This window comes from Priestia sp. D3YE.R1 (assembly GCF_049199565.1).
In the GTDB taxonomy this organism is placed as follows: Bacteria; Bacillota; Bacilli; order Bacillales; family Bacillaceae_H; genus Priestia; species Priestia aryabhattai.
Genome location: NZ_JBLTHW010000002.1, coordinates 1127481 through 1148616, shown reverse-complemented (window position 1 = coordinate 1148616; position 21136 = coordinate 1127481). Strand labels below are relative to the sequence as shown.

The 21136-nt window shown below is 34.9% G+C and carries 23 protein-coding genes, 1 pseudogene and 1 riboswitch; of the genes and pseudogenes, 9 read left to right on the top strand and 15 right to left on the bottom strand.

Annotated features, from left to right (window positions below; genetic code table 11):
* Positions 1-67: 67 nt before the first annotated feature.
* The 8 genes from ACOZIR_RS18060 to nikA all read right to left on the bottom strand — a co-directional run bounded on the left by ACOZIR_RS18060 (position 68) and on the right by nikA (position 8284).
* Positions 68-283: a hypothetical protein gene (locus ACOZIR_RS18060; RefSeq protein WP_045289779.1), complete on the bottom strand. Its 216-nt coding sequence runs from the start codon at positions 281-283 to the stop codon at positions 68-70.
* A 177-nt stretch (positions 284-460) separates the two neighbouring features.
* A complete protein-coding gene (locus ACOZIR_RS18055; RefSeq protein WP_043981826.1) occupies positions 461-1156 on the bottom strand; it encodes a Na-translocating system protein MpsC family protein in 696 nt (231 codons plus the stop codon).
* Positions 1157-1754: 598 nt separating this feature from the next.
* Positions 1755-3071, bottom strand: a complete 1317-nt coding sequence (locus tag ACOZIR_RS18050) for an MATE family efflux transporter (RefSeq protein ID WP_045289780.1) — start codon at positions 3069-3071, stop codon at positions 1755-1757.
* 101 nt (positions 3072-3172) lie between these two features.
* Entirely contained in the window at positions 3173-3994 is an 822-nt protein-coding gene (nikE, locus tag ACOZIR_RS18045; protein WP_045289781.1) for a nickel import ATP-binding protein NikE, read from the bottom strand.
* A gap of 32 nt (positions 3995-4026) precedes the next feature.
* A complete protein-coding gene (gene nikD, locus ACOZIR_RS18040; protein WP_045289784.1) occupies positions 4027-4854 on the bottom strand; it encodes a nickel import ATP-binding protein NikD in 828 nt (275 codons plus the stop codon).
* Positions 4855-4870: 16 nt separating this feature from the next.
* Complete coding sequence (nikC, locus tag ACOZIR_RS18035; protein ID WP_310878080.1) at positions 4871-5704, bottom strand: nickel ABC transporter permease subunit NikC; 834 nt, start codon at positions 5702-5704, stop codon at positions 4871-4873.
* Positions 5701-6645 carry a nickel ABC transporter permease subunit NikB gene (gene nikB / locus ACOZIR_RS18030; RefSeq protein WP_045289788.1) on the bottom strand — a complete coding sequence of 315 codons (945 nt, stop codon included), beginning with the start codon at positions 6643-6645 and terminating at the stop codon, positions 5701-5703. Before nikB ends, nikC begins: the two co-directional genes overlap by 4 nt.
* A gap of 16 nt (positions 6646-6661) precedes the next feature.
* Positions 6662-8284 carry a nickel ABC transporter substrate-binding protein gene (gene nikA / locus ACOZIR_RS18025; protein WP_310878081.1) on the bottom strand — a complete coding sequence of 541 codons (1623 nt, stop codon included), beginning with the start codon at positions 8282-8284 and terminating at the stop codon, positions 6662-6664.
* A 255-nt stretch (positions 8285-8539) separates the two neighbouring features.
* On the opposite strand from nikA, the pseudogene ACOZIR_RS18020 reads away from it, so the two are divergent.
* The 3 genes and pseudogenes from ACOZIR_RS18020 to ACOZIR_RS18010 form a co-directional block, all read left to right on the top strand.
* Positions 8540-8749 (top strand): annotated as a pseudogene (locus tag ACOZIR_RS18020) (NADP-specific glutamate dehydrogenase); the annotation flags it as partial.
* Between the two features lie 73 nt (positions 8750-8822).
* Positions 8823-9071 (top strand): YesK family protein, encoded by a 249-nt coding sequence (locus ACOZIR_RS18015; RefSeq protein WP_080890123.1) that lies wholly within the window; start codon positions 8823-8825, stop codon positions 9069-9071.
* 387 nt (positions 9072-9458) lie between these two features.
* A complete protein-coding gene (locus ACOZIR_RS18010) occupies positions 9459-10109 on the top strand; it encodes a DUF421 domain-containing protein (RefSeq protein ID WP_045289795.1) in 651 nt (216 codons plus the stop codon).
* Between the two features lie 192 nt (positions 10110-10301).
* On the opposite strand, the gene ACOZIR_RS18005 is transcribed toward ACOZIR_RS18010, so the two are convergent.
* Positions 10302-10727: a CBS domain-containing protein gene (locus ACOZIR_RS18005; protein ID WP_221815487.1), complete on the bottom strand. Its 426-nt coding sequence runs from the start codon at positions 10725-10727 to the stop codon at positions 10302-10304.
* Between the two features lie 278 nt (positions 10728-11005).
* Between ACOZIR_RS18005 and ACOZIR_RS18000 the strand changes: the two genes are divergently transcribed.
* Complete coding sequence (locus tag ACOZIR_RS18000) at positions 11006-11851, top strand: DMT family transporter (protein ID WP_310878082.1); 846 nt, start codon at positions 11006-11008, stop codon at positions 11849-11851.
* A 257-nt stretch (positions 11852-12108) separates the two neighbouring features.
* On the opposite strand, the gene dapA is transcribed toward ACOZIR_RS18000, so the two are convergent.
* The 3 genes from dapA to ACOZIR_RS17985 all read right to left on the bottom strand — a co-directional run bounded on the left by dapA (position 12109) and on the right by ACOZIR_RS17985 (position 14167).
* The gene (gene dapA, locus ACOZIR_RS17995) at positions 12109-12996 is read right to left on the bottom strand and encodes a 4-hydroxy-tetrahydrodipicolinate synthase (protein WP_045289800.1); all 888 of its coding nucleotides are present in this window, start codon (positions 12994-12996) and stop codon (positions 12109-12111) included.
* 127 nt (positions 12997-13123) lie between these two features.
* A riboswitch (Lysine riboswitch) is annotated at positions 13124-13302 on the bottom strand.
* Positions 13303-13560: 258 nt separating this feature from the next.
* A complete protein-coding gene (locus ACOZIR_RS17990; RefSeq protein WP_028410040.1) occupies positions 13561-13818 on the bottom strand; it encodes a hypothetical protein in 258 nt (85 codons plus the stop codon).
* Positions 13819-13879: 61 nt separating this feature from the next.
* On the bottom strand, positions 13880-14167 hold the full coding sequence (locus tag ACOZIR_RS17985) for a hypothetical protein (RefSeq protein ID WP_045289804.1): 288 nt from the start codon (positions 14165-14167) through the stop codon (positions 13880-13882).
* Between the two features lie 417 nt (positions 14168-14584).
* Between ACOZIR_RS17985 and ACOZIR_RS17980 the strand changes: the two genes are divergently transcribed.
* Positions 14585-14764, top strand: a complete 180-nt coding sequence (locus ACOZIR_RS17980) for an H-type small acid-soluble spore protein (RefSeq protein ID WP_013056420.1) — start codon at positions 14585-14587, stop codon at positions 14762-14764.
* A gap of 116 nt (positions 14765-14880) precedes the next feature.
* Positions 14881-15051, top strand: a complete 171-nt coding sequence (locus tag ACOZIR_RS17975) for a hypothetical protein (protein ID WP_169746647.1) — start codon at positions 14881-14883, stop codon at positions 15049-15051.
* A gap of 247 nt (positions 15052-15298) precedes the next feature.
* On the opposite strand, the gene ACOZIR_RS17970 is transcribed toward ACOZIR_RS17975, so the two are convergent.
* Positions 15299-15616 (bottom strand): DUF3243 domain-containing protein, encoded by a 318-nt coding sequence (locus tag ACOZIR_RS17970; protein WP_028410038.1) that lies wholly within the window; start codon positions 15614-15616, stop codon positions 15299-15301.
* A gap of 250 nt (positions 15617-15866) precedes the next feature.
* Here ACOZIR_RS17970 and ACOZIR_RS17965 point away from each other — a divergent pair, with 250 nt between their 5' ends.
* Positions 15867-16271 carry a hypothetical protein gene (locus ACOZIR_RS17965; protein ID WP_045289806.1) on the top strand — a complete coding sequence of 135 codons (405 nt, stop codon included), beginning with the start codon at positions 15867-15869 and terminating at the stop codon, positions 16269-16271.
* Positions 16272-16495: 224 nt separating this feature from the next.
* Here the strand turns inward: ACOZIR_RS17965 and ACOZIR_RS17960 are convergent, their stop codons facing one another.
* Positions 16496-16870 (bottom strand): cupredoxin domain-containing protein, encoded by a 375-nt coding sequence (locus ACOZIR_RS17960; protein ID WP_045289808.1) that lies wholly within the window; start codon positions 16868-16870, stop codon positions 16496-16498.
* Between the two features lie 293 nt (positions 16871-17163).
* Between ACOZIR_RS17960 and ACOZIR_RS17955 the strand changes: the two genes are divergently transcribed.
* Entirely contained in the window at positions 17164-18594 is a 1431-nt protein-coding gene (locus ACOZIR_RS17955) for a PQQ-dependent sugar dehydrogenase (RefSeq protein WP_045289809.1), read from the top strand.
* A 331-nt stretch (positions 18595-18925) separates the two neighbouring features.
* Positions 18926-19489, top strand: coding sequence for a hypothetical protein (locus ACOZIR_RS17950; RefSeq protein ID WP_045289811.1), 564 nt, complete (start codon positions 18926-18928; stop codon positions 19487-19489).
* 19 nt (positions 19490-19508) lie between these two features.
* On the opposite strand, the gene ACOZIR_RS17945 is transcribed toward ACOZIR_RS17950, so the two are convergent.
* Entirely contained in the window at positions 19509-21104 is a 1596-nt protein-coding gene (locus ACOZIR_RS17945; RefSeq protein WP_340141424.1) for an acetolactate synthase large subunit, read from the bottom strand.
* Positions 21105-21136: the final 32 nt, after the last annotated feature.

Here is a 21136-nt window from a genome sequence, read left to right as displayed (position 1 = left end):
ATAAGATCATTTTTAGCGATAAGAATTCCCTTTTTACAAGGTGTAAACGAGGCATACTAGTATATCTTTAATAGATTGGTTTCTGTTTACCTTTGTATTTCCTGTGTTTAAAGATTCTTTTTTTATTTAAAATTCCGATTTTACTTCCATAGATAATGGTACTTAAAAGTAGTATATCCTTGCTAATTTCTTCTTTGTAAAGTTCATTGTCATATTTTTTGTAATCCTGCAACAATCGACGAAGCTCTTTTATAAACAATACAATCTCATGATTATCAGCCATTCCGACCAAATCCTTTCTGTTGGTACATCCTGTTTTTAGGTGCTATTTTAGAGAATTATTCCGTTACAAAAGGACTTCCTCTTTTTAGACAACAAAAATAAGCCGAAAAAGAAAAGGTATGAGCTTTTCTTCCTCGGCTTATGTTTGGCACAATGTGTCCAATTCATTACTGCCTCATTACTTTTTTGGTTTTAAAATAAGCGTAATAATACTATTATCCTTTTCAAAATCCCAATCTACAAAAATATCAAGAATGTCGGCATTTAATATCTCATCATAGTCATCGTTTTGTCGTAAGATTCCTTTTTCCAAAGGGCGTTTAGAGATGCGTAAGGTGTCATCAAAACCCAACGAAATTAGCTGTTTTTCAATAGCCACCAGTATTCCTTCTCTTACGATGACCAATGTACGATCACTTAATTTATATGAAGAGATTTTTTCAGGCCCTTTTTGTGCAATCTCACTCATCTTTATAATCCGATCATGAATTGCTTGTTTTCCTGGATAAGGGTCGCCCTCAGTCAAATCGGCTTTCAAATCGTCTAGACAAACTCCCACAAAAATTCCGGAGTGATGATCTAAATTCCAATCATAATATAAGTGCTGGATGTCAAGGTCTGTAATCCCTTTAATTTGCCCAGTTATTTGAGGTTCAAGAGTCTTTACCAAAAGCTCTCTTGTAGTCATCACTTGAAGTTCTTCATTCTGATTTAACAGTACTTGTTCCATCGGCGATACAAAGCCACTGACATAAATAACAACATAAGGTTCATAAATCGTAACATGAACAGCCTCGGGGCCTTTTCCAAAGTTATCTCGTAACAATTTGCCCAAGTTATTCGCCAATTTTGTTTGCTGAGCCTTAATATCCATATTTCTTCATCCTTTATTAAGAAAGAAGCATCGTATCTTCTTTCCATCATTTTATTGTATCATTACGAACGAATTTTTTAAATACACAGAATAAATAAAAAATAATTTGTTACCTTATGTTTAACCGAATTATAAACGTTCAAAACCTCTTCTTTCTATTGTTTGGGACGCATTTTGAATGTCACCGGAAAATACGAATCCTTTAGATTCGTATTGCTGTTTTTAATAAAGAAATTTATTATACGATGATGAATGGAATTTTTTTATTCAGTCGGGACAGATAACGAATTTTTTAATTTCTTAGTAGAAATCTATATATTTTTAGAGCGAGGACAATTGTTTGTAAAAGAGAATTAAGCTTTGGAAACGTGCAAAAAAGCCAAAGCTTTCTTAAAAAAGCGCTTGGCTGCTTACTTATTTCTTGCTTTACTTAAATAAAAACCTACTAATCATTTAACAGACCTTTATTAAGAAAGCCGTCCTCCCTGGCTGCTTTCTTAATGACCCTATCTATTTAAGAGAGTAGCAGCACCGTTAGTATATCCGCTTTTGAAGGATTCCCTCACGAATGAACCGGAGCTATTTTGTTATAATTTTTTCAGCCTTCTCCCTTTAGCTGTAACAATTTTTTATTTAATTGAGGAGTGTACATAACTAGGAACCCTGATCGCCCGATAGTATAGATGATGAAAGCCAGCCATAGGCCATGATTATGCCAGATAGGAGTTGCTGTAATCTGTATAATGATATAGACAATCATCGCGTAAATCATAGAATTTCGAACGGGAGCAATTTCAGTTGCTCCTGTAAAAACCCCATAAAGGACAAGGCCAAAACAAGCAACAAAGGGATAGATGATAAGCCATACTCCATACGTAAGTGAAAGTTCAATCACATCAGGCAAATTTGTAAATAGCCCAATAACCTGCTCTTGAAAAAGTGCATATAAACTGGCTATAGTAACTGCTGTTATTACCGACCACTGTCTAGATAAAGTAAGTATTTTTTTATATAGCTCTTTATCATTTGAACCTACTGCTTTACCAACAAGAATACTGGAAGCATTAGCAAATCCGTCAAAGAAATAAGCCATTATGTAGTGGATTTGAAATAATACAGCATTTGCAGCTAGAAACTCTGTGCCAAACGAAGCACCTTTTGCTGTGAACATATTAATAACGACCAGTAAACAAATAGTACGAATAAACAAATCCTTGTTAACATTAAACATCCTCTTCATAGAATTTGTATCCATAAGTACCTGAATTGATGGCATTTTCCATTTAAACGGAGATGCTTTCAAAATGATGAATACTCCTAATATGAAGGCTGTAACTTCAGCAATCAAGGTTGCTGTAGCGACTCCTTGTACATCAAAAGAAAAAACATGGACAAAAAGAATAGCTAAAAACATATTCAAAACATTTGTAAGTATCTGCAAACATAGAGATTCTTTAATCTTAGCCATTCCCATTAACCAACCAAGAATCACATAGTTCATCAGTGTAAAAGGTGCTCCCCATATTCTAATCCTAAAATATTCTACTGCAAACCTACTTACATCAGCATCAGGAGAAATTACTAAGAGAGCCGCATGTTCAATCGGCCATTGCAAAAGAATAAAAAGCAGCCCTACTATTACAGCTAATAAAAATGGCCGGGATAAAGCAAGTACTCCCTGATCTGGATCACTGGCCCCATTTGCTTGTGCGGCAAAGGCGGATGTACTAACTCTTAAAAAGCCAAATACCCAATATAACGTATTAAAAATAAGAGTTCCTACCGCAACTCCTCCAATATAAGCTGGAGCTGGAAGTTGCCCTACAACAGCAGTATCAACCGCACCTAATAAAGGCGTAGTCATCGTTGAGATTGTCAGGGGAATCGCCAAAGTAAGATACGTACGATGATTCATCCAACCGGCCTCCTTCTATCATTTTGAGTTAAACACAAAAGCAATAGCCTCGATTACGTGGATGAAATCGAGGCCTTTAAATACATGGGTATACCTTTAAATTAGATATGATTATTCCTTGCTCTAATTGAACGAAAACGCGGATGCTCTGCAAGTATAGAACTTCTCATCTCTTTTACCACAGCATTGTTTGAAGTAAAGAACTGATTTTTCGAATTATAGTATTCGATTAATTCTCCTTTTTCTAATACACCTAATGTATCGCTAATCATATGAGCAGCTTTGATATCATGTGTAATAAAAAAATACGACAGACCAAAGTCTTCTTTTAACTCCTTTAATAGTTCTAAAATGAGAGTTTGCGTAACCATGTCTAGACTGCTTACAGATTCGTCTAAGACAATGAGCTTTGGCTTAAGAGAGACTGCCCTTGCAATATTGATCCTTTGCAGCTGACCGCCGCTAAATTGATGCGGATATTTTTTTAAGTCTTTTTCATCAAGCCCTACTCTTTCTAATAACTCAATCACGGTTCGTTTTTGTTCAGCCAATGTTAATTTTTCATAGTTTTCTAACGGTTCTGCAATAATACGTTCAGCCGTCATTCGGGGATTAACTGCTGAGTACGAATCTTGAAAAACAACTTGAAGATCACGCCGAATTTTTTGGCGAGTATATTTATCTACAGTATAGATGTCATGTCCTTGAAAAAGAACCTGTCCATGCTGTGGCTTTTCCAAGCCGAGAATTACTTTTCCTAAAGTACTTTTACCGGCTCCACTCGTACCAAGCATTCCTAAGCATGTCCCTTCTTCAATAGAGAAGGAGATATCAGAAAGTACTTTCTTAGAACGATTTTGCCATTTGAAAAACGTTCGGTTTCCGTAGCTATGAGTGACTTCATTTACTTGTAATAAACTCACTTGTTCACCTCTTATAAAATGCTTTTTACATATCAAATTAAGTTGATCACAGGTTCTTCTAAATATAATGCTGGTCTTGCATTTAGCAGTTTCTTTGTATACTCATGCGTTGGTGAATCAAATAGCTGAAATACACCTGCTTTTTCTACTATTTTCCCATATTGCATAACGGCTACTTCATCTGCCATTTCAGAGATAACTCCTAGGTCGTGAGAGATTAATAAAATTGCTGAACCATATTCAGAACGAATTTTATCTAAATGATGTAGTACATTCTTCTGATTGTTTACATCTAACGCGGTTGTCGGTTCATCTGCAATAATAATAGCTGGATGCAGGCTTGCGGCAATAGCAATCATTAATCGTTGAAGCATACCCCCACTCAGTTGGAAAGGATAGTATTTCAAAAGCTTGTCAGGGTCAGGTAAATTCACTTGTTTCATTGACTCAACGGCAAGCTCTTTTGCCTGTTTTTTATTCCAATGCGTATGAGAGCGAATAGTCTCAATAAATTGGTGTCCAATAGTAAAAACTGGCGTAAAAGCATTCATCGGGTTTTGCATAATAAAGGCTATATCCTTTCCACGAATCTTACGCATTTCTTTCTCAGCTAAACCATTTAATTCTTGGCCTTTTAGCGTTATGCTCCCTTCAATTGTTGTTTCCTTACGATTGAGGAGCTGGAGAATGGACATGCTTGTAACGGTTTTACCACAACCGCTTTCACCAATAAGACCAAGAATTTCCCCAGGCTTCAGTTCAAAATTTATATCTTGAACAAGAGTTGCAACACCATTTTTTGTTTTTATTTGAACACGTAAATCTCTAACTTGTAACACTTTTGCCTCTTCTGTTCCCAACTTTCTTCATTCCTTTTCAAAATCGACGTTTGACACCGTAACGTTCTGATAACGCTTCGCCTAATAGATTGAATGTAACAATAACAAGCATAATAGACAAACCTGGATAAAGCATCAGTTCTGGATTCGTCCGAATATATGATTTTCCTTCGTGAATCATTGCTCCCCATTCAGGTGTAGGAGACTGGACGCCCAATCCCAGAAAAGACATAGCAGATATATCCATGATAGCCCATCCCATTTCCAACGTACCCATTACAACAAGCGGGGGTAACACATTGGGAATAATATGATTTTTAATGATCTTCCATTGAGAAGAACCGCTGATCTTCGCAGCGGAGATAAAGTTCTGCTCTTTCAAACTAAGGACCATTCCTCGGAACATTCTCGCGTAATAAACCCATTGTACAAGCATCAGCGCTAAGATTACTTGTGACAGTCCAGGACCAAATATACCAACCAATCCTAGTACAAGAATAAGGCTTGGAAAAGCCATAACACCATCGCAAAATCTCATTAAAACATGATCAATCCAACCGCCTTTATAACCTGAAAAAGTTCCAATAATTAAACCAATTGCTAATGATGAAATGAAAATAAGTATAGCAAAACCTAATGAGATGCGTGCTCCATATAAAATACGTGACAAGTTACATCTTCCCAAATGATCGGTTCCTAATGGGAAATTCCAGCTTGGAGGCTGCAATTTATAAGCTAAATTGACGGCAATGGGATCATTTGGTGTAATCCAAGGGGCCAAAATGGCGATGATAAAAAGAATACCTAATATCGTTGAACATATGGGAATTACTTTTTGACTTTTAAATATCGTACGTATACTTGTTATCATCGATGCTGTCCTTCTTTCCTGGAAATACGCGGGTCTATATACATTTGAACTATATCTACAATTAAGTTACTCAAAATAAATAAACTAGCCGCTATTAGTACGTAGCATTGTATAACAGGTATATCACGATTAAAAATAGCTTCAATGAAATAACGCCCAAATCCAGGCCAAGAAAAAACCGCTTCAACGATAATCGTGCCCGTAAGCAATTTTCCAAGATTCATTCCAAGCCCAGTTATCATTGGGGAAATAGCAATTCTCAGCACATGTTTTATCATAATTGTTTTTTCTTTAAGTCCTCTAGTTCGAGCAAATAGAACATATGGTTGCTGCAAGTTTTCAAGAACACTCGCACGTAATAATCTTGTATACATTGCTATTAAAGGAAGAGCTAGCGTAATGGAAGGCAGTACAAGATGCTGCCATGTCCCAATTCCCTCAACTGGAAAAAGGTTAAGCTTAACAGAAAAGAAAAAAACCAATATATAGCCCAGCCAAAAAGTTGGAATAGATGCACCAAAAAAGGAAAGTAAACGACTAAAATGATCAATAGCGCTACCCTTCTTTACTCCCGCCAGAAATCCAAGAGGCACGCTGACGAACACGGCTATTAATATACTCGCTATAGCTAGTTGGACGGTCGCTGGTATTCGATATATAACTTCATCCCAAACTGGCTTATTCGAAACATAAGATATGCCAAAATCAAGTTGGCATATCTTCATAATAGAGTTTGCATATTGAATAAAGAATGGTTGGTCTAAACCAAACTCATGTCTTTTTTGAGCTAAAATCTCATCAGTCGGTTGGATATGTGCTGCGGTTAAATAAGCTTCAGCTGGATCCACCGATGAAAGGTGAACCATTCCAGTTGTGAGAAGTGCGGCCAAAAGAAAAACTGGAATGATGGACATAATTCGCTTCAGTATATAATTGCCCATGAAAACCTCCTGCTAGTTACTGTTTGATGCTAATTCCTGTGAATGGATTCTCGTCACGATTAGCAGGGAAATTAAAATTCGTTACATTCTTTTGATAAATGGCTGTTTTCTTCATATATGAAATAGGAATAATAGCTCCTTGGTCTTGTATTGACTTTAAAATAGACGAATAGAGCTGTTGGCGCTCTTTTTCATCTGTTGTTTGAGGAACCTTCGCCATTTGTTTAATTAATTCATCTTTATTTGGGTATGCTGAAATAGCTTCATTAAACCCATACCCTTTTGATGAAACAATGTTTAAAAATGTATGAGGATCATAAGGTGCACCAAAATTACTATAGAAATTAATATCAAATTTATTATCTTTAAATCTTTGAACTTGGTCTGGTAGTTCAACTCCCTCAATGTTTAATTTCACCCCAATTGCCGCCCATTCAGATTGAAGAGTTTCGGCCATTGCTTTTTGAATGGATTCTGCTGAATCATACATTAGGTCAATTTCAAGTAACTTTCCATCCTTTTCACGAACTGTTTTTCCTTTAGGGAGTTTCCATCCTGCTTTGTCTAATAGTGCCTTTGCTTTTTCTACATTATACTTTACCAACTTCACATCAATATCTTTCGTGTAAGGTAAATTTGTAGGTAAGATATGGTCTGCTTTTTCTTCTAAACCTGAAGTCACTCCTTTAACCAACGCTTCTTTGTTAAAACCATAATGCAGGGCTTTCCTTACACGTTCATCTGAAAGCTGTTCTGTTTTTGTATTCATAACAAGCTGTCTTGTGGCAATTGGTTCAGAAACCCTAGTTTCATATTTCCCAGTAGACTTTAATTGCTTAAACGTGTCTAGACTGACAACTCCTTCTCCATAAATCATGTCCAAATCACCTTTTTCAAATGCGAGTACTCTCGTTTCCGCATCTGGAATAACTTTCACTTTGATTTTTTCTACTTTTGGAATCTCTCCCCAATAATTTTCATTTCGTTTATAAATAGCATATTCGTCTGCTTTATACTTTTCTAAAATCCATGGACCTGTACCTACCGGTTTAACGATACCTTTTGAAGTATCACCATCTTTAGGAAAGCCAGCTTCCCCCAAAAAACGAACTGGTCGAACCACAGCTAGCTCTTGAATTGTTGGGTAATATGGTTCAGTCAATGTTAATCTAAAAGTATTTTTATCCACTACTTCTGTCTGAGCTATTTTTGTAATGAAACCCAACCAACTATGTAATTCTTCATTATTCAAAATAGTGTCAAAATTCTTTTTAACAATTTCTGCATTAAAATCTGTTCCATCGGAAAATTTTACACCTTCACGCAAATGAAACGTGTATACTTTACCATCTTCAGAAATTTCCCATGACTTAGCTAGATTTGGTTTTATCTTACCGCCGGCTTGATAGCTTACTAATGGTTCATACACCATAGATTGAGCAAATAATTGTGAAGGGTTGTAGACATGTGGATTCATTTCTCCTACATCTCTCGGCCAAGCAATCGTAAGCATATTATCATGACTGCCTTTCGATGTTGATTCCCCATTATTATTTGAACAACCAACTAATAATGTTGACAAAATTAAAATAAACACAAATGTTAACTTAATTTTCAGACTAATTTTCCCCTTAGACATAACGGTGTCTCCTCCTACTTGATGTTGATAATCGTTTTCAATTGTAAGCAGGATTTGTATTCTTGTCAATGTAATATTGAAAACTTTATTTTCAATATTGTTATCTATCTGTGAAAGTAACTTTTCCGGACGTAATGCTTGCCCTTTTTAAAGAAAAACCCCTTGAGATTTAAGAAAAAATCAAAAGACTTGAGTATTTAAAAATTGTTATACAAACCAAAGTAATGTAATTACTTTTCTCTGCTAATCACGTGATCAGCATTAGAAATGGCTCAAAATAGCACTAGGCTTTCTTGGACTTTTGAAGAAGTCGATAGCAAATTACATGCGATTATGAAAAGCATATACCAAAATAGCAAGAAAGCTGCTCAAGAATACAACGCTCCTGGTAATCTTGTCGTAGGTGCAAACATTGCCGGATTTATAAAAGTTGCTGATGCTATGATTGAGCAAGGTGTTATTTGATACTTCATTGGGAGAATATACTAGTATGGATATCTTGAATTTAAAGGCTGTTAATAATGGGTGACTTACAGATATTGCTGGTTTAATTGCACTTTCATATGCACTCAGCAGAAAAAAACCTACTATTAAATATATAACACCTCTAATTGTAGGAGTGGTTAGTGTTGGCCTTGTTATCGTAAGTTTCCTTATCGGAGGCTGGATTGGTATGAGAGTAGGAACAATTAGCTTTACTGCTTTTATCTCATCACTTATCTCCCTACTAATTATATCTATAGCTGAATCTGTGAAAAGAAAATTCAGTAAAAACATTCACCACTAAAGTATATATAGCACATACAAAGTCAGTTTATATAATGCGGATGATATGAGAGTATAAATATGACTGCGGTATTAAACAGCTAAATGTATAAATACTAATACCTTGAGCAAACTATTCAAGATGCCTAAACGGCATCTTTTTTAATGCATATGATATACAAAACAAAGTTAACATAATGAAGATTCTCCCCAGTTAATTGTTTATATAATGCTTCTGTTAAAAATCTAGTGCCATGAATAACACTTTAAACACTTTGTACGTTATTCATTTAATTTTCACCATAAAGCAATACAAGTTCTTAGAGAATCAGCTGAGTTTATAAATCTATATATTACATTCATCCCTGTTCCAAGAGAGAAAAAGATTCTAATGAAAGGAGAGCGTAAAGTGGAAATCATCGAAGTAAGCTGGCGTACAATATTATTATATGTTGTTATTATTATTATTTTTCGTTTTATCGGCCAACGAGGCATAAATCAGCTAAATGTCATTGACCTTGTTGTTGTGCTTATGATAAGTGAACTTGGAGTTGTTGCAATTGAGGATACGGGAGGTTCTTTACTTTATCAGCTTGTACCTATTTTTATATTAACAGTTATCCAAATAGCTCTTACATATATCCAATTAAAAAGTCAAAAGTTACGCAGAGTACTAGATGGGCAACCTATTATTGTAATAAGGCAAGGAAAGATTGATGAAAAGCAAATGAGGAAATCACGTTATAATTTGGACGACTTGCTTTTACAACTGCGGGATAAAAATATAGGAGATATCCGTGAGGTGGATTATGCGATATTAGAGCCTTCGGGTACATTATCTGTATTTAAAAAATCAGAAAGCAAAGATAAATCAGGATCTGTATTTTTACTTCCCCTTGTTATTGATGGAATCATTCAAGAAAAGCATTTAAATCTAATAAATAAAAATTCTTATTGGCTTTTCAACGAATTGAAACAAAGAGGATACAAAGACGTAAAACGTATTTTATATTGTAGTTTTTTAAACGGGCAACTTTTTGTGGATATAAAAAATGAATGATAAAAAAAATTCAGGACGAAAATGGGTTTAAACTTGGCTAATTCTATAGAAAGCCCTAAACTGCTGGAGCTATTGAAAACAAGATCTTTAAAAGCTGTAATAGCCATTCGTGTTGTTATGTATAAACTAAGAGCAAGCTAATTTTTATTGGCTTGCTCTTATCTATAAGATGAAGTACAAAAAGGGCTTTTTTTATTTATTAAGCTCAGCAGGAGCTGAAATATTCTCAAGAACTTTTCCTGTTTCTTTATTTGAAGTATTACTTACCGCTAAATCTCCCAAAGAAACCATTCCAATAAGTTTTCCATTTTCTACAATAGGAAGTCTGCGTATTTGATGCTGAGACATGATGTCTGTAGCCTGCTCTACAGACATGTATTTTGTACCGGTAATGACATCAGTGGTGATCATTTCAGATATTTGTGTATTCGTATTAAAATTATTAGCTAATCCCTTGACGACTAAATCACGATCCGTTATTAGGCCTATTAGCTTATCATTTTCACAAATTGGAATAACTCCTACATCTACATTCTTCATCATATTAGCTACCTCACCACATGAACTTTTAAGGTTACCTGTCTCAATATTAGAAGTCATCACTTCTGTTATATTCATAGCAACTCCTCCTTTATTTAATCATTGTCTTACTTCACTTGATTCCCGCACCTCATCTTCTAAAACGTCCATTTGAGTTTTAGGATACAAAGCTTTAGGTTTTAATAAAAGAGCACAACCCGTTGGTTCGTAATAAATTTATACTTCTCCTCTTCTCATCTTTATACTTTTACAAAAGAGTTATTCGAAGTTATTTTTCATTAAATTGAAATATTAAAACTATTATATAAATTGTATAATTTAGTAGTATAAAAACTACTAGGAAGGGATTACACACTATGTTATGGTTTATATCTGCTTTAGGGACAGCTGTATGCTTCGGAGTAAACAATACTTTATTTAAATGGGGTGCTCTTCAACATTTATCTAAAGTGTGTATTCAACTTTTCTTTTATTGGATTTCTTTTTTTATCCTCTTATTATTTACTCTTATTAAAGGAAGTTTTGAATTTCACATTTTACCTATTTTAACGGGGGCACTAATCGGTATCTTAAATGCCAATGGCAATATCCAAATGTCGAAAGCCTTTGAGAAAGGACCTGCGAGTATTACATCTACCATTATTGCGATGAATACAGTCATTGTTGTTATAGCTACATCCTTATTATTTCCTCAATCCATTCCTTTAACAAATTGGATTGGTATCGTCATTATTATATTGGCAGCTTGTATTATTCAGTATCAACCAAACAAAACGGCACACATAGAGTATAAATTATGGATTTTGAGCTGCTGTTTAGCTCTTCTATCTATCGGCACAGTTGGTGTTATTATGAAATTCAGCACGTATCAGCACTTTAGCATGGGTGAAATGCTTGTTTCAATGTATGGCGGAGGAGCTGTCTATTTAAGTTTATTAGCTCGGAAAGAACTTAAAAAAATAACTGCACATAAAATTGAAATAAAGATAGGTATACTAGTTGGTATATTAAGTACGATTGGTTACAGCTGTTATTTATTCGCCCTAAAGGAAGGTCCATCCAGTGTGGTTTATCCAATCATTAGTTTAAATTGTATTGTTGTTTTAATTGGGAGCTTAATTATCTTTAAAGAAAGACTTAAAAAATATCAATTAATAGGAATTATTCTTACTCTATGCGGAATCGTGTTGACTAAGATATAAGTTTTTGCACTAATACCGACAGAAGAACGAACACATAGTGAAATAGGTCTCCTTCTGTATGGCAACTGAAGATGTATATAGTATACATAGAAAAAACAGAAAAACTCCCCCAATGCGTTAAGGGAGTTTTTCTATTTTTAGGAGTTAGCTAAATGATGATTCATCCATCTTGAGCTTTTGGCAAAATCTTGCCTTAATGCCTCGATTGAATCGGTCGTTTTAGCTATGCTCTCTCTTCTAATCTATTTTTATTTATTTCAACAGGTAACGTTAATGCCGCTAGCTTGCAGAACTTCTTCTAGCGCACTTTGCTCTTTATTGCTTAAAGGAACCATTGGCAAACGAACACCGCCAACTTGTATTCCATTTAGATTTAATGCAGCTTTTACTGGTGAAGGACTTGGCGCAATAAATAATGCTCTCATAATGGGAAGCAGATTGCGATGTGTAGCAGCAGCTTTTTGGACATCGCCATTTTTGAAGGCATTAATCATTTGTTGCATATCATTGCCAATGATGTGGGAAGCAACTGAAATAACTCCTGCCCCGCCAATTGCTAATACTGGTATTGTTAACCCATCATCGCCGCTGTATAGTGTAAAGTCGCTAGGTGTTTTGCTAATAATCTCTGCCATGGCATCCAAGTTGCCACTTGCTTCCTTAATTGATACAACATTAGGAATCTCTGATAGACGAACAATTGTTTCAACAGAAATGTTAACTACGCTTCGCCCTGGGATATTGTAAAGCATAACTGGTAAAGAGGTTGACTGGGCAATCGTTTTAAAGTGCTGGTACAAGCCTTCCTGAGACGGCTTATTATAGTAGGGAGCAACGAGCATAATACCATCGACTCCTGTTTCCTCTGCAAGTTTCGTTAAGCTAATCGAAGCTTGCGTGTTGTTTGAGCCAGTTCCGGCGATGACGTGGACTCTTCCCGCAGCAGCTTCTACAACACATTTGAATAATTCAATTTTTTCTTCTGTGGTTAATGTTGGAGACTCTCCAGTTGTACCAGCTACAACTAAGCCATCTGTGCCATTTGTAATTAAATGCTCAACTAACGTTTTCGTCGCGTTAAAATCAATTTCGCCATTCTGATCAAACGGGGTAACCATTGCTGTTAATACTTGGCCAAAATTCATAACTACACACCCTTTATAAAATTTTTAAAATTAGAGGGGTTAGGGCCATTCATAAGAAACGCAAAAAAGCAGCAACGAGGGATTCGTTGCTGCAGTAGAAACAATATTTATCAAAAATAGTTTCCGTGCGTAAGATAGCCCTCCATACAGTTTCCCATATGACAGTTCTGTATTTATTCAACAGCAGAACCAGCTTCAAGAACATGAGATTCTTTCGGCTTCGGCAAATACCCCTTTCCACAATTGTCATTGGATCTCATTCTCCTCAAATTGTATACTTATGATCTTTGCGCCTCTATCCTCACTTCAAAAAATATTGAAATAAGAAAATATTTAATTGCATTTAATATAACAGTAAATTTCCTTTCACGCAAGAATCATTTAAGTATAATTTTATGGACACCATGTAATTAAGTCCTTACACTTATTTTTTAGAGAATGCCTCCGGATTATTGACTCAAACCCACAATCTCAGTATCACTCATATTACTATTCCACCTTTCTTTTTGCTATTCACCACATGTTTTAACTTACATATTATGCACACCATAAAAAGCCACCCGCTTAGAGTGACTTAGCATTAGGTTTATTCTTTACTTCATCAGGTACGTAATCTAAAAGTACGGATATTATTGTATTAAAATGCCATGGAGTAAGATTGTTGCCAGCACTTTCTTTTAACTCAGTTCTTAGCTTTTCACCCCATATAGGATATTTATTGTTGCTTTTTGCTTCCTCTAACATATAATCGACTACATTTAGTACTTTATAATATTCATTTTCTTTTGCGCTAATATAATAATCCTTTTGTTTATAGTTCATATCTCCAATCCCCTTTTGGTTATTTATGAACAATACATTTTTTCATAAAATAGCATCAAATTTAGACTATATCTCTTATTTCCTTATAACATCTACATTGATTTAAATAGTTTATAATATCTTGGTTATTTACTTCTTTGATATTATCTCCAAAAAGTTCAACAGCACTTTCTAAACGTTCCCTTTTATTATCAATCGTTAGTACATATCGAAGTGCATCAACTACTGGTGCATTATGGTATGTACGACGAACGAAATATTCTTCGATTGCCTTATTTAAGTATTCTGATTCAGCCTTTCTAAATTTAGGTTCTGACCTTTGAAGGTTCTTTACCTCCATCTCTATCATAAATCCCTCATCCTCTCCGATTTAATTCACTATTTTATTCCCCTGCTAGAAGTAAAATAAAACTTAGTTTGTATACAAATTAATGTATTTTCTAAAAAAAAAAAAAAAAAAAAAAAACACCTGTAAAGACAGGTGTTTTTTGTAAACTTAACATATTAAAGGAGAAACGATTCGTCAGCAAAAGGAGAAATCTGATTAGGTACAGTATGTGCTCATTTTTCGTATTTATACGTATTCGAATTAAAGAATAAAATGAGGTTAAGCAAACCCATTGATGTTCGATTTTTGCAAGGTTAAAGGATAGATTAATTTTTGACGAAGTGAGTTATAGAATGTAGTCAAGTTATTGTTGAGGAAATATAGCTTTATCTTTTAATTGATGTATCACAGGGACATACTAAAAAATGAGGTGATAACATGGAAATAAATCGAGCTAAACAAATTCTTTCTTCCCCCAAGGAAATTGATGTTCATTACCACGGAGTTCCTATTTGGATTAAAAGTGTAGATGAAACATCAAGTATGGCTACCGTTCATGCGAGAGGAACACATGATGAAGACCGTATGGTTCCAGTCCTTGATTTAGAAGAAAAATAAAAAGTCGGAAAGAAAGAATGTAGTTTTTTACATTCTTTTCTTCCATCTCCAAATAGAACCCAATAACTGATACCATATTTCTGTAAGCTTTATTTATAAGAAAAAAGAGGTGCAGCATGAAAGAGAAAAAAGAACCACAACTCAGAAGTGGCGAGCTAGAAAATGCGCAACTAAAAGGCTATTACGGAATGGATCCTGAAACTAGCCTTCAATCTGTTAATTTTGCTACGACAGAGAACCCATATTTAAATGAGCATTACCAAGAAGATTCTAAAAAAAATGAATAAAAAGACAAGGAAATAACCAACCTTTATTTCTTTTCTGTAGTTATGCATTTTTATTAAGTTGACAATAGAAGGGTTTGCAGATAACATATTTCGATTTCGGCTTATTCTTACTTTTGCAACGATATTACCTGACACTTAACCATTATAAAGAGCCACTTGTTTTACGCAAGTGGCTCTTTGCTATGTTGATTGAATACACTTGATCCCTAATAAATAATGGCAAAAAGCAATCTATAATTGATGTAGATTATTCTTTGACTAATTTAACAAGCATATGAGCAAGATGATGTTGTTCTTCCTCGTTTCCAACTTTCCATAACTCATGTAACAAGTATTGCTCTTCATTTTGTGGCTCCTCATGGGTTGCGAGATAGTCAGCTATTTTTTTAGCTGCTAGAGCTAATTGATTATCATTTAACCCTAGTTTCTCACCTTTTGTGACTTTATCTCCTAAGTAACTTTTAAATTCGTTAAAACTAGAAAGGATGTTGTCTTTCTTCTCTTGACTCATTTCATTTAGTTTATCCTCTACTTTATTTTCAACGGTTTTAGTATTATTGTTCATTTTTCATTCTCCTTCCAATTAAGTATCAATGTTCTTATATGGTAAATCCCCCATTTACAGGTATATAAACATTTCGTAGCCTACTCATTAAGCAGAATAATAGTGAAACTTGAATAAAACTCGATTATTTGTAATAGAGTTTAGTGAAAAACCTTTTTGATAACAGGATGTATTTCTTAGGATGTTAACAAACTAGGTTAGTTTTACAAAATTTAATCGGTTATTTAGATGAGGAACGGAGTGAATACAAATGAGTTTAGCTACTTACATAGGTTCAAACGTAGAATTACCTATTAATAAGGAATTAGATGATTTAGTTACTATTGGGAGCTGCTTTTCAGATGAAAGAAATCGATTGAACGTAAAGAAACATCAATTTACTACCCTTTATGTTTATGAAGTTGCAAGCGACTGGGGAATTGAAATTACGGAGTATATGAATAAGAGCAGGCGTAAAGAATCAAAAGAGAAACTGATTGCACTATGCAAATTGATGGACCGCTATCTTAAGTCAGGAGACTTTTTTGAGTTGTATAGTTGTTGGATAGGGGAAGAAGCTGAAGAACAAGAGAGGAAATTAACGTTAAACATCCATTACTTTGACATTGATGATATTGACATGCCGGAAAAAACATTAGTTAGAATTGAAAAGTGAGTTCGCCCTATTATTATGGTGAATTTTCCCTTACATGGTATACATAAAAAAGAAAAACTCCCCTAATGCCTTAAGAGAGTTTTTCTTTTTAGTTAAATATTAAGGGTGTAATTGCTTGTTACTTACATATCATTTAATATTTTTGTAGATATTTATTATAACCTATCAAATGATTTAGGGAAAGCAAAAAAATGAAAGCGATTACTTTTAATTGGCCCTGCTTGTTATTTGACTATCACTTTCCCTACCATTCCACTATTAAAATGATACCTACATATCAGTTCATATGTACCGGGATTTTGTGGTTTCACGGTAATGGTTTTTTCTTTTCCAGGCTGGACTTCAGCGTCAATACCGAGTTTTTCTACTGTGAAGGTATGCTCTTTCTGACCTTCATTTTTCAATATCAATGTTATCGTCTTTCCACTCGGGATAGTGATGGTTTCTGGATTGAAGTAATCATCGTTCAACTGAACCTCCATGGCTTGCTGTCTTACCACGTCGGATTCGGCCAAAGCGCCGAGTGACCCTGAAGTTATCACACCGATAACCATCGCAAACAAAACAACCCATCCCGTTAACCAGTTTTTCATAGACATTTGCATTCACTCCTTTCACAAGTCATATTCTTTTCCAATTCATAAAATAATATCACTATTTTTTGTGAATTAATTATTATTTTTCCTTAATTTCAATTTTGGGAAGTCACAAATAGTTATGAACGTTGGGAGAATCTTGAGTGCTGAGAGAAGAAAATAGCAGGCTTAACCAGCACTTCTCGATTACGTCTCTCAATCAAATTACCGCACTTTACAAAATAGTATTGATACTAATGGAACAGTTCCAATCATATTCTTATAAGAGAAAACATTAAAAAGGAGTGTTAAGTTAGTTGATAAAAGCTAAGGTTAGCTTACGGCCTATTGTTAGTAAGATAAATTTACCTACCGTTTTGAAAACAGCTATACTTCCGGGTGACTCATTTGAAAGCTTATTTATTGCAACCCAAGTAGGAGAGATCTTTTATATAAGGGATGAAGCTATACAGACTTTTTTAGATATTCGCTCAAAAATCATAAAATTGGGTACTTCTGAACCAGGTGTTTCTCGCGGTGGATATGATGAACGAGGGTTGCTAGGGCTAGCGTTTCATCCAGAATTTTATTATAACGGTCTGTTTTATCTTCATTACTCCGTAGCTGGAACACAAGGACCAGGTGCACTTTCCGAACATTTTAAGCCTAACCCGTGTGATTCTAAAACTTCAAAACTAAAGTGGATAAATAGAGAAACTAAATATGATCATATTGATACAGTGGAAGAATGGATTTTCCAACCAAATGGTCAACCTCAAAAAAGACGGACGTTACTTAACTTAAGAAGACCATTTTTTAATCATAATGGTGTTAACAGCTTAAACTTTTCACCTGAAACTGGAAAACTTATCTTAACAATCGGAGATGGCGGATCAGGATATGACCCCTTTAATTTAAGTCAGGATGATATGGAGATTTACGGAAAAATAATTGAAATTGATGTAAGTAAGAATACATTCATCCATAATCCACCCGCAGTCACACGCTTTAATGAACTCCCTTCACCTATTCAAGAAACCCTTACGCTCATTGCCAAAGGAGTTCGCAATATAACGGGCATTTCATTTCAAAAATTTTATAGTCAGTACATCAAATATGTGGGAAACGTGGGACAAGACGTAGTAGAGTCTATTTTTTCATTTGTTCATTATAAGCCAATACCTGTTCCTCAACTTGTTCAAGCTTCATTAATGAGAGCTAAACCCAACCAAGAAGGATTTATTAACCTTGGATGGCGGGGATGGGAAGGAGATTTTCCAACTTCATTTATAAAAAGGTGTTCTGAAAATCCGGCCTTGGATGAGAAAATAATTGCTTATTACAATGAAGCAGTAAAAACTTCAGCGAGACGTCTTCAGCCTTTAACTAGTTATTTTCACAAAGATCCCCGCCCTAATAAATTTGGAGGGACCTCCCTTACAGGAGTTCAGCCATATATGGGAAACAAAATCCCTAGCTTAACAGGAAGCGTTATGTTTACGGATATTGCCCAGATTAAAGAATCTCAATCCCCAGTTAGAGGAGTTTTAGCTTATACCAAGGCAGGTACAGATTGTAAGCTAAATGATTTTAATATTGTGGAAATTGATTATAATTTTGGTTCTCAATCAGCTTACTACGTTAGTTTGGGAACGAACCTGGATCAAACCAGGCTTTATTTAGGAGTTTATGGCTCTATGAAAGTGTCTGACTTTAATCAAGGTACTGTTTTTGAAATTGTTCCATGATTTACACTTATAAAATTCGACTAAACATTAATTTCCCGCCAAAAATTATAGCTTAATTTTTTCACCAGCTATTTTATAGGAATGAGCAAATGAACTTTCTAGAAAATAAAAAAGCCTTTAATCAATAAAGCCCATAAAAGATTCATTTTATGGGCTACAGTACCATACCTTTAGAAAGTACGACCTATCTCTATAAAAATAAATGCGACTTATTAGTCCTCCCTCTTAATTTCTTTATATATTACACGTAAGAGTTGATATATCGGGCAGTGGTCTAAATTAATCTTTACCCCCCCTTATAATGTAAATACAGTTAACCGAGGTGAAATTCATGTACTTTTTAAAGTCTCTTTCAAATGAAGTAAAATCTGCGCAGCTTCTTTTTAATAGATTATCTAAAACTAAGCAGCTTGTATCAGGCGCTCTTTTCGCCAACTTAGCAGCCCTTTTTCAATCAGCAGGAGGTTTCTTACCAGGAATAGGAATGTTCATTAGTCCATTATCTACTGCACCCATTCTTTTTTGTTTTGTACTTTCGCTCCCTCTAGGGTTTATTACCTATATACTAACAAACCTGCTTCTTCTGATTATCCAGCCAAGTGAACTTATTATTTTTCCTTTTACAACAGGAATATTGGGAATAGGCATAGGAGCTGCTTTTTACTTTTTTAAAAAGCGATTGTACATTATTATAAGTGGTGCTACCCTATTAACTGTTGGGATTATGACCTTATTGTGCGTTTTCAAATTCCCAGTGCTAGGTCCCGTGATTTCCAATAATTTTTCTGTTTGTACTACTGGTTTAATTTTTGTATTTACTTTCCTTTACAGTTGGATTTGGGTTGAGCTCAGCTTAGCTTATTTAAAAAAATTAAAAACATTTATTTTCTTTTAAAATAATGAAGAAATCGCAATTAGTTTTTTAGAAGAACGTCAATTAGGACAATCTCATCTGAATTTTTTAAGGCTTTTTTCATTATATTTTCAAATTCAACTAAACTATTTGCCCGTTCTCCTTTAATTCCAAAGCTAGTTGCCAATTGAACAAAATCTGGGTTTGTAAAAGTTACTCCATAGCTCTTACCAAACTTTTTGTTCATCATTTCCTGCTCTATTTTTAATGTAGAGTCGTTTAAAACAATAATGATGAATGAAAGCCCTAAGCGCTTTGCCGTCTCTATTTCTGCAAAATTCATTAAAGCTCCTCCATCTCCAGTAATACAAATAACTGGATCATTAGGGCAGGCCAGTTTAGCTCCAATTGAACCTGGTAAAGCAATACCCATGGAAGCTAAACCATTTGATATAATGAACTTGTTAGCGTTTTTGGGTTGATAAGTTCGGGCTATAGATACTTTATGAGCTCCTACATCTGAAATCACAATTGTTTCCTCTGAAGAGAGCTTGTCAATACTGTGCAAGATATTCTCAATTGTCAAAGGTAGTAAATTAGTATCTATCTCTTTCTTTTCAATATGATAGGATTGCTTAATTTGTTTCTGAAGATTGCCAGAGGGTATCCACGGTTTAGAAGGGATATCCAGCTGATTGAATACGCGTAAAGTTTGCTTTATATCTCCAACCAATTCGACTTCTACAGGATAATATTCATCTATTTCTGCCGGTAAAGTATCTATATGTAAAATTGGTGTTTTTTCCGTATTCCATTCTTTGGGTAACTTCTCGACAAAATCAAACCCCATTACAATAAGTAGGTCAGCTTCCTTTAAGCCTGGGAGCACTTCATCTTTTTCATTAAATCCAAACGTAAAGAAATTTTTGGGATGATCTTTAGATAATACACCTTTAGCCATATAACTATGGGTAACCGGTGATTGAAGGCGTTCAATAAATTGGTGAAGCTCATCCACGGCTTCCTGTCTAACAACGCCGTTACCGATAATAACAAAAGGTCTCTCATACTGCTTAATAAGAGTATTAGCAGCCTGAATTGACTCCATTATAGGTATACTTACGGGCATAGATGTAGGTGAAATAGGTTTAATGGGAACGATTTGAGTTGCTAAGTCTTCTGGCAATTCTACTACTACGGGTCCTGGCTTTTCCATTTGTGCAACTTTAAATGCTTTTCGAATAATCTCAGAAAGCGTTTGTGAATCTTTTATTTGAACACGCCACTTCGTTGCCGGTTCTACCATTTTAATAATGTCCATATATTGATGTGATTCTTTATGTTGTCTCCCCAAAGCAGCCTGTCCCGTTAATGCTACAACAGGAGAGTGGTCTAGCTTTGCACTAGATATTCCCGTCAATAAATTAGTAGCTCCAGGGCCTAATGTTGACAAACATACCCCTACCTTGTTTGTTAACCTTCCGTATACATCTGCCATGAAAGCAGCTCCTTGCTCATGCCGCACATTCACGAATTGAATCTGTTTAGACTTGGATAAAGAATCAATAAAATCCAATGTCTCTTTACCGGGTATTCCGAAAATATATTCAACTCCCTCATTTTCTAAACATTGAACAAGTGTGTCTGTCACTTTCATATTGTTCGACCTCTCTTTAGATAGTATTCTGA

Excerpts from the sequence above, each read along its gene's own strand:
- ACOZIR_RS18060 (WP_045289779.1), bottom strand. The coding sequence starts at position 283 with ATGGCTGATAATCATGAGATTGTATTGTTTATAAAAGAGCTTCGTCGA.
- ACOZIR_RS18055 (WP_043981826.1), bottom strand. The coding sequence starts at position 1,156 with ATGGATATTAAGGCTCAGCAAACAAAATTGGCGAATAACTTGGGCAAA.
- ACOZIR_RS18050 (WP_045289780.1), bottom strand. The coding sequence starts at position 3,071 with ATGAATCATCGTACGTATCTTACTTTGGCGATTCCCCTGACAATCTCA.
- nikC (WP_310878080.1), bottom strand. The coding sequence starts at position 5,704 with ATGATAACAAGTATACGTACGATATTTAAAAGTCAAAAAGTAATTCCC.
- nikB (WP_045289788.1), bottom strand. The coding sequence starts at position 6,645 with ATGGGCAATTATATACTGAAGCGAATTATGTCCATCATTCCAGTTTTT.
- nikA (WP_310878081.1), bottom strand. The coding sequence starts at position 8,284 with ATGTCTAAGGGGAAAATTAGTCTGAAAATTAAGTTAACATTTGTGTTT.
- ACOZIR_RS18005 (WP_221815487.1), bottom strand. The coding sequence starts at position 10,727 with ATGAATATAACAGAAGTGATGACTTCTAATATTGAGACAGGTAACCTT.
- ACOZIR_RS18000 (WP_310878082.1), top strand. The coding sequence starts at position 11,006 with ATGTTATGGTTTATATCTGCTTTAGGGACAGCTGTATGCTTCGGAGTA.
- dapA (WP_045289800.1), bottom strand. The coding sequence starts at position 12,996 with ATGAATTTTGGCCAAGTATTAACAGCAATGGTTACCCCGTTTGATCAG.
- ACOZIR_RS17990 (WP_028410040.1), bottom strand. The coding sequence starts at position 13,818 with ATGAACTATAAACAAAAGGATTATTATATTAGCGCAAAAGAAAATGAA.
- ACOZIR_RS17985 (WP_045289804.1), bottom strand. The coding sequence starts at position 14,167 with ATGATAGAGATGGAGGTAAAGAACCTTCAAAGGTCAGAACCTAAATTT.
- ACOZIR_RS17980 (WP_013056420.1), top strand. The coding sequence starts at position 14,585 with ATGGAAATAAATCGAGCTAAACAAATTCTTTCTTCCCCCAAGGAAATT.
- ACOZIR_RS17975 (WP_169746647.1), top strand. The coding sequence starts at position 14,881 with ATGAAAGAGAAAAAAGAACCACAACTCAGAAGTGGCGAGCTAGAAAAT.
- ACOZIR_RS17970 (WP_028410038.1), bottom strand. The coding sequence starts at position 15,616 with ATGAACAATAATACTAAAACCGTTGAAAATAAAGTAGAGGATAAACTA.
- ACOZIR_RS17965 (WP_045289806.1), top strand. The coding sequence starts at position 15,867 with ATGAGTTTAGCTACTTACATAGGTTCAAACGTAGAATTACCTATTAAT.
- ACOZIR_RS17960 (WP_045289808.1), bottom strand. The coding sequence starts at position 16,870 with ATGTCTATGAAAAACTGGTTAACGGGATGGGTTGTTTTGTTTGCGATG.
- ACOZIR_RS17950 (WP_045289811.1), top strand. The coding sequence starts at position 18,926 with ATGTACTTTTTAAAGTCTCTTTCAAATGAAGTAAAATCTGCGCAGCTT.
- ACOZIR_RS17945 (WP_340141424.1), bottom strand. The coding sequence starts at position 21,104 with ATGAAAGTGACAGACACACTTGTTCAATGTTTAGAAAATGAGGGAGTT.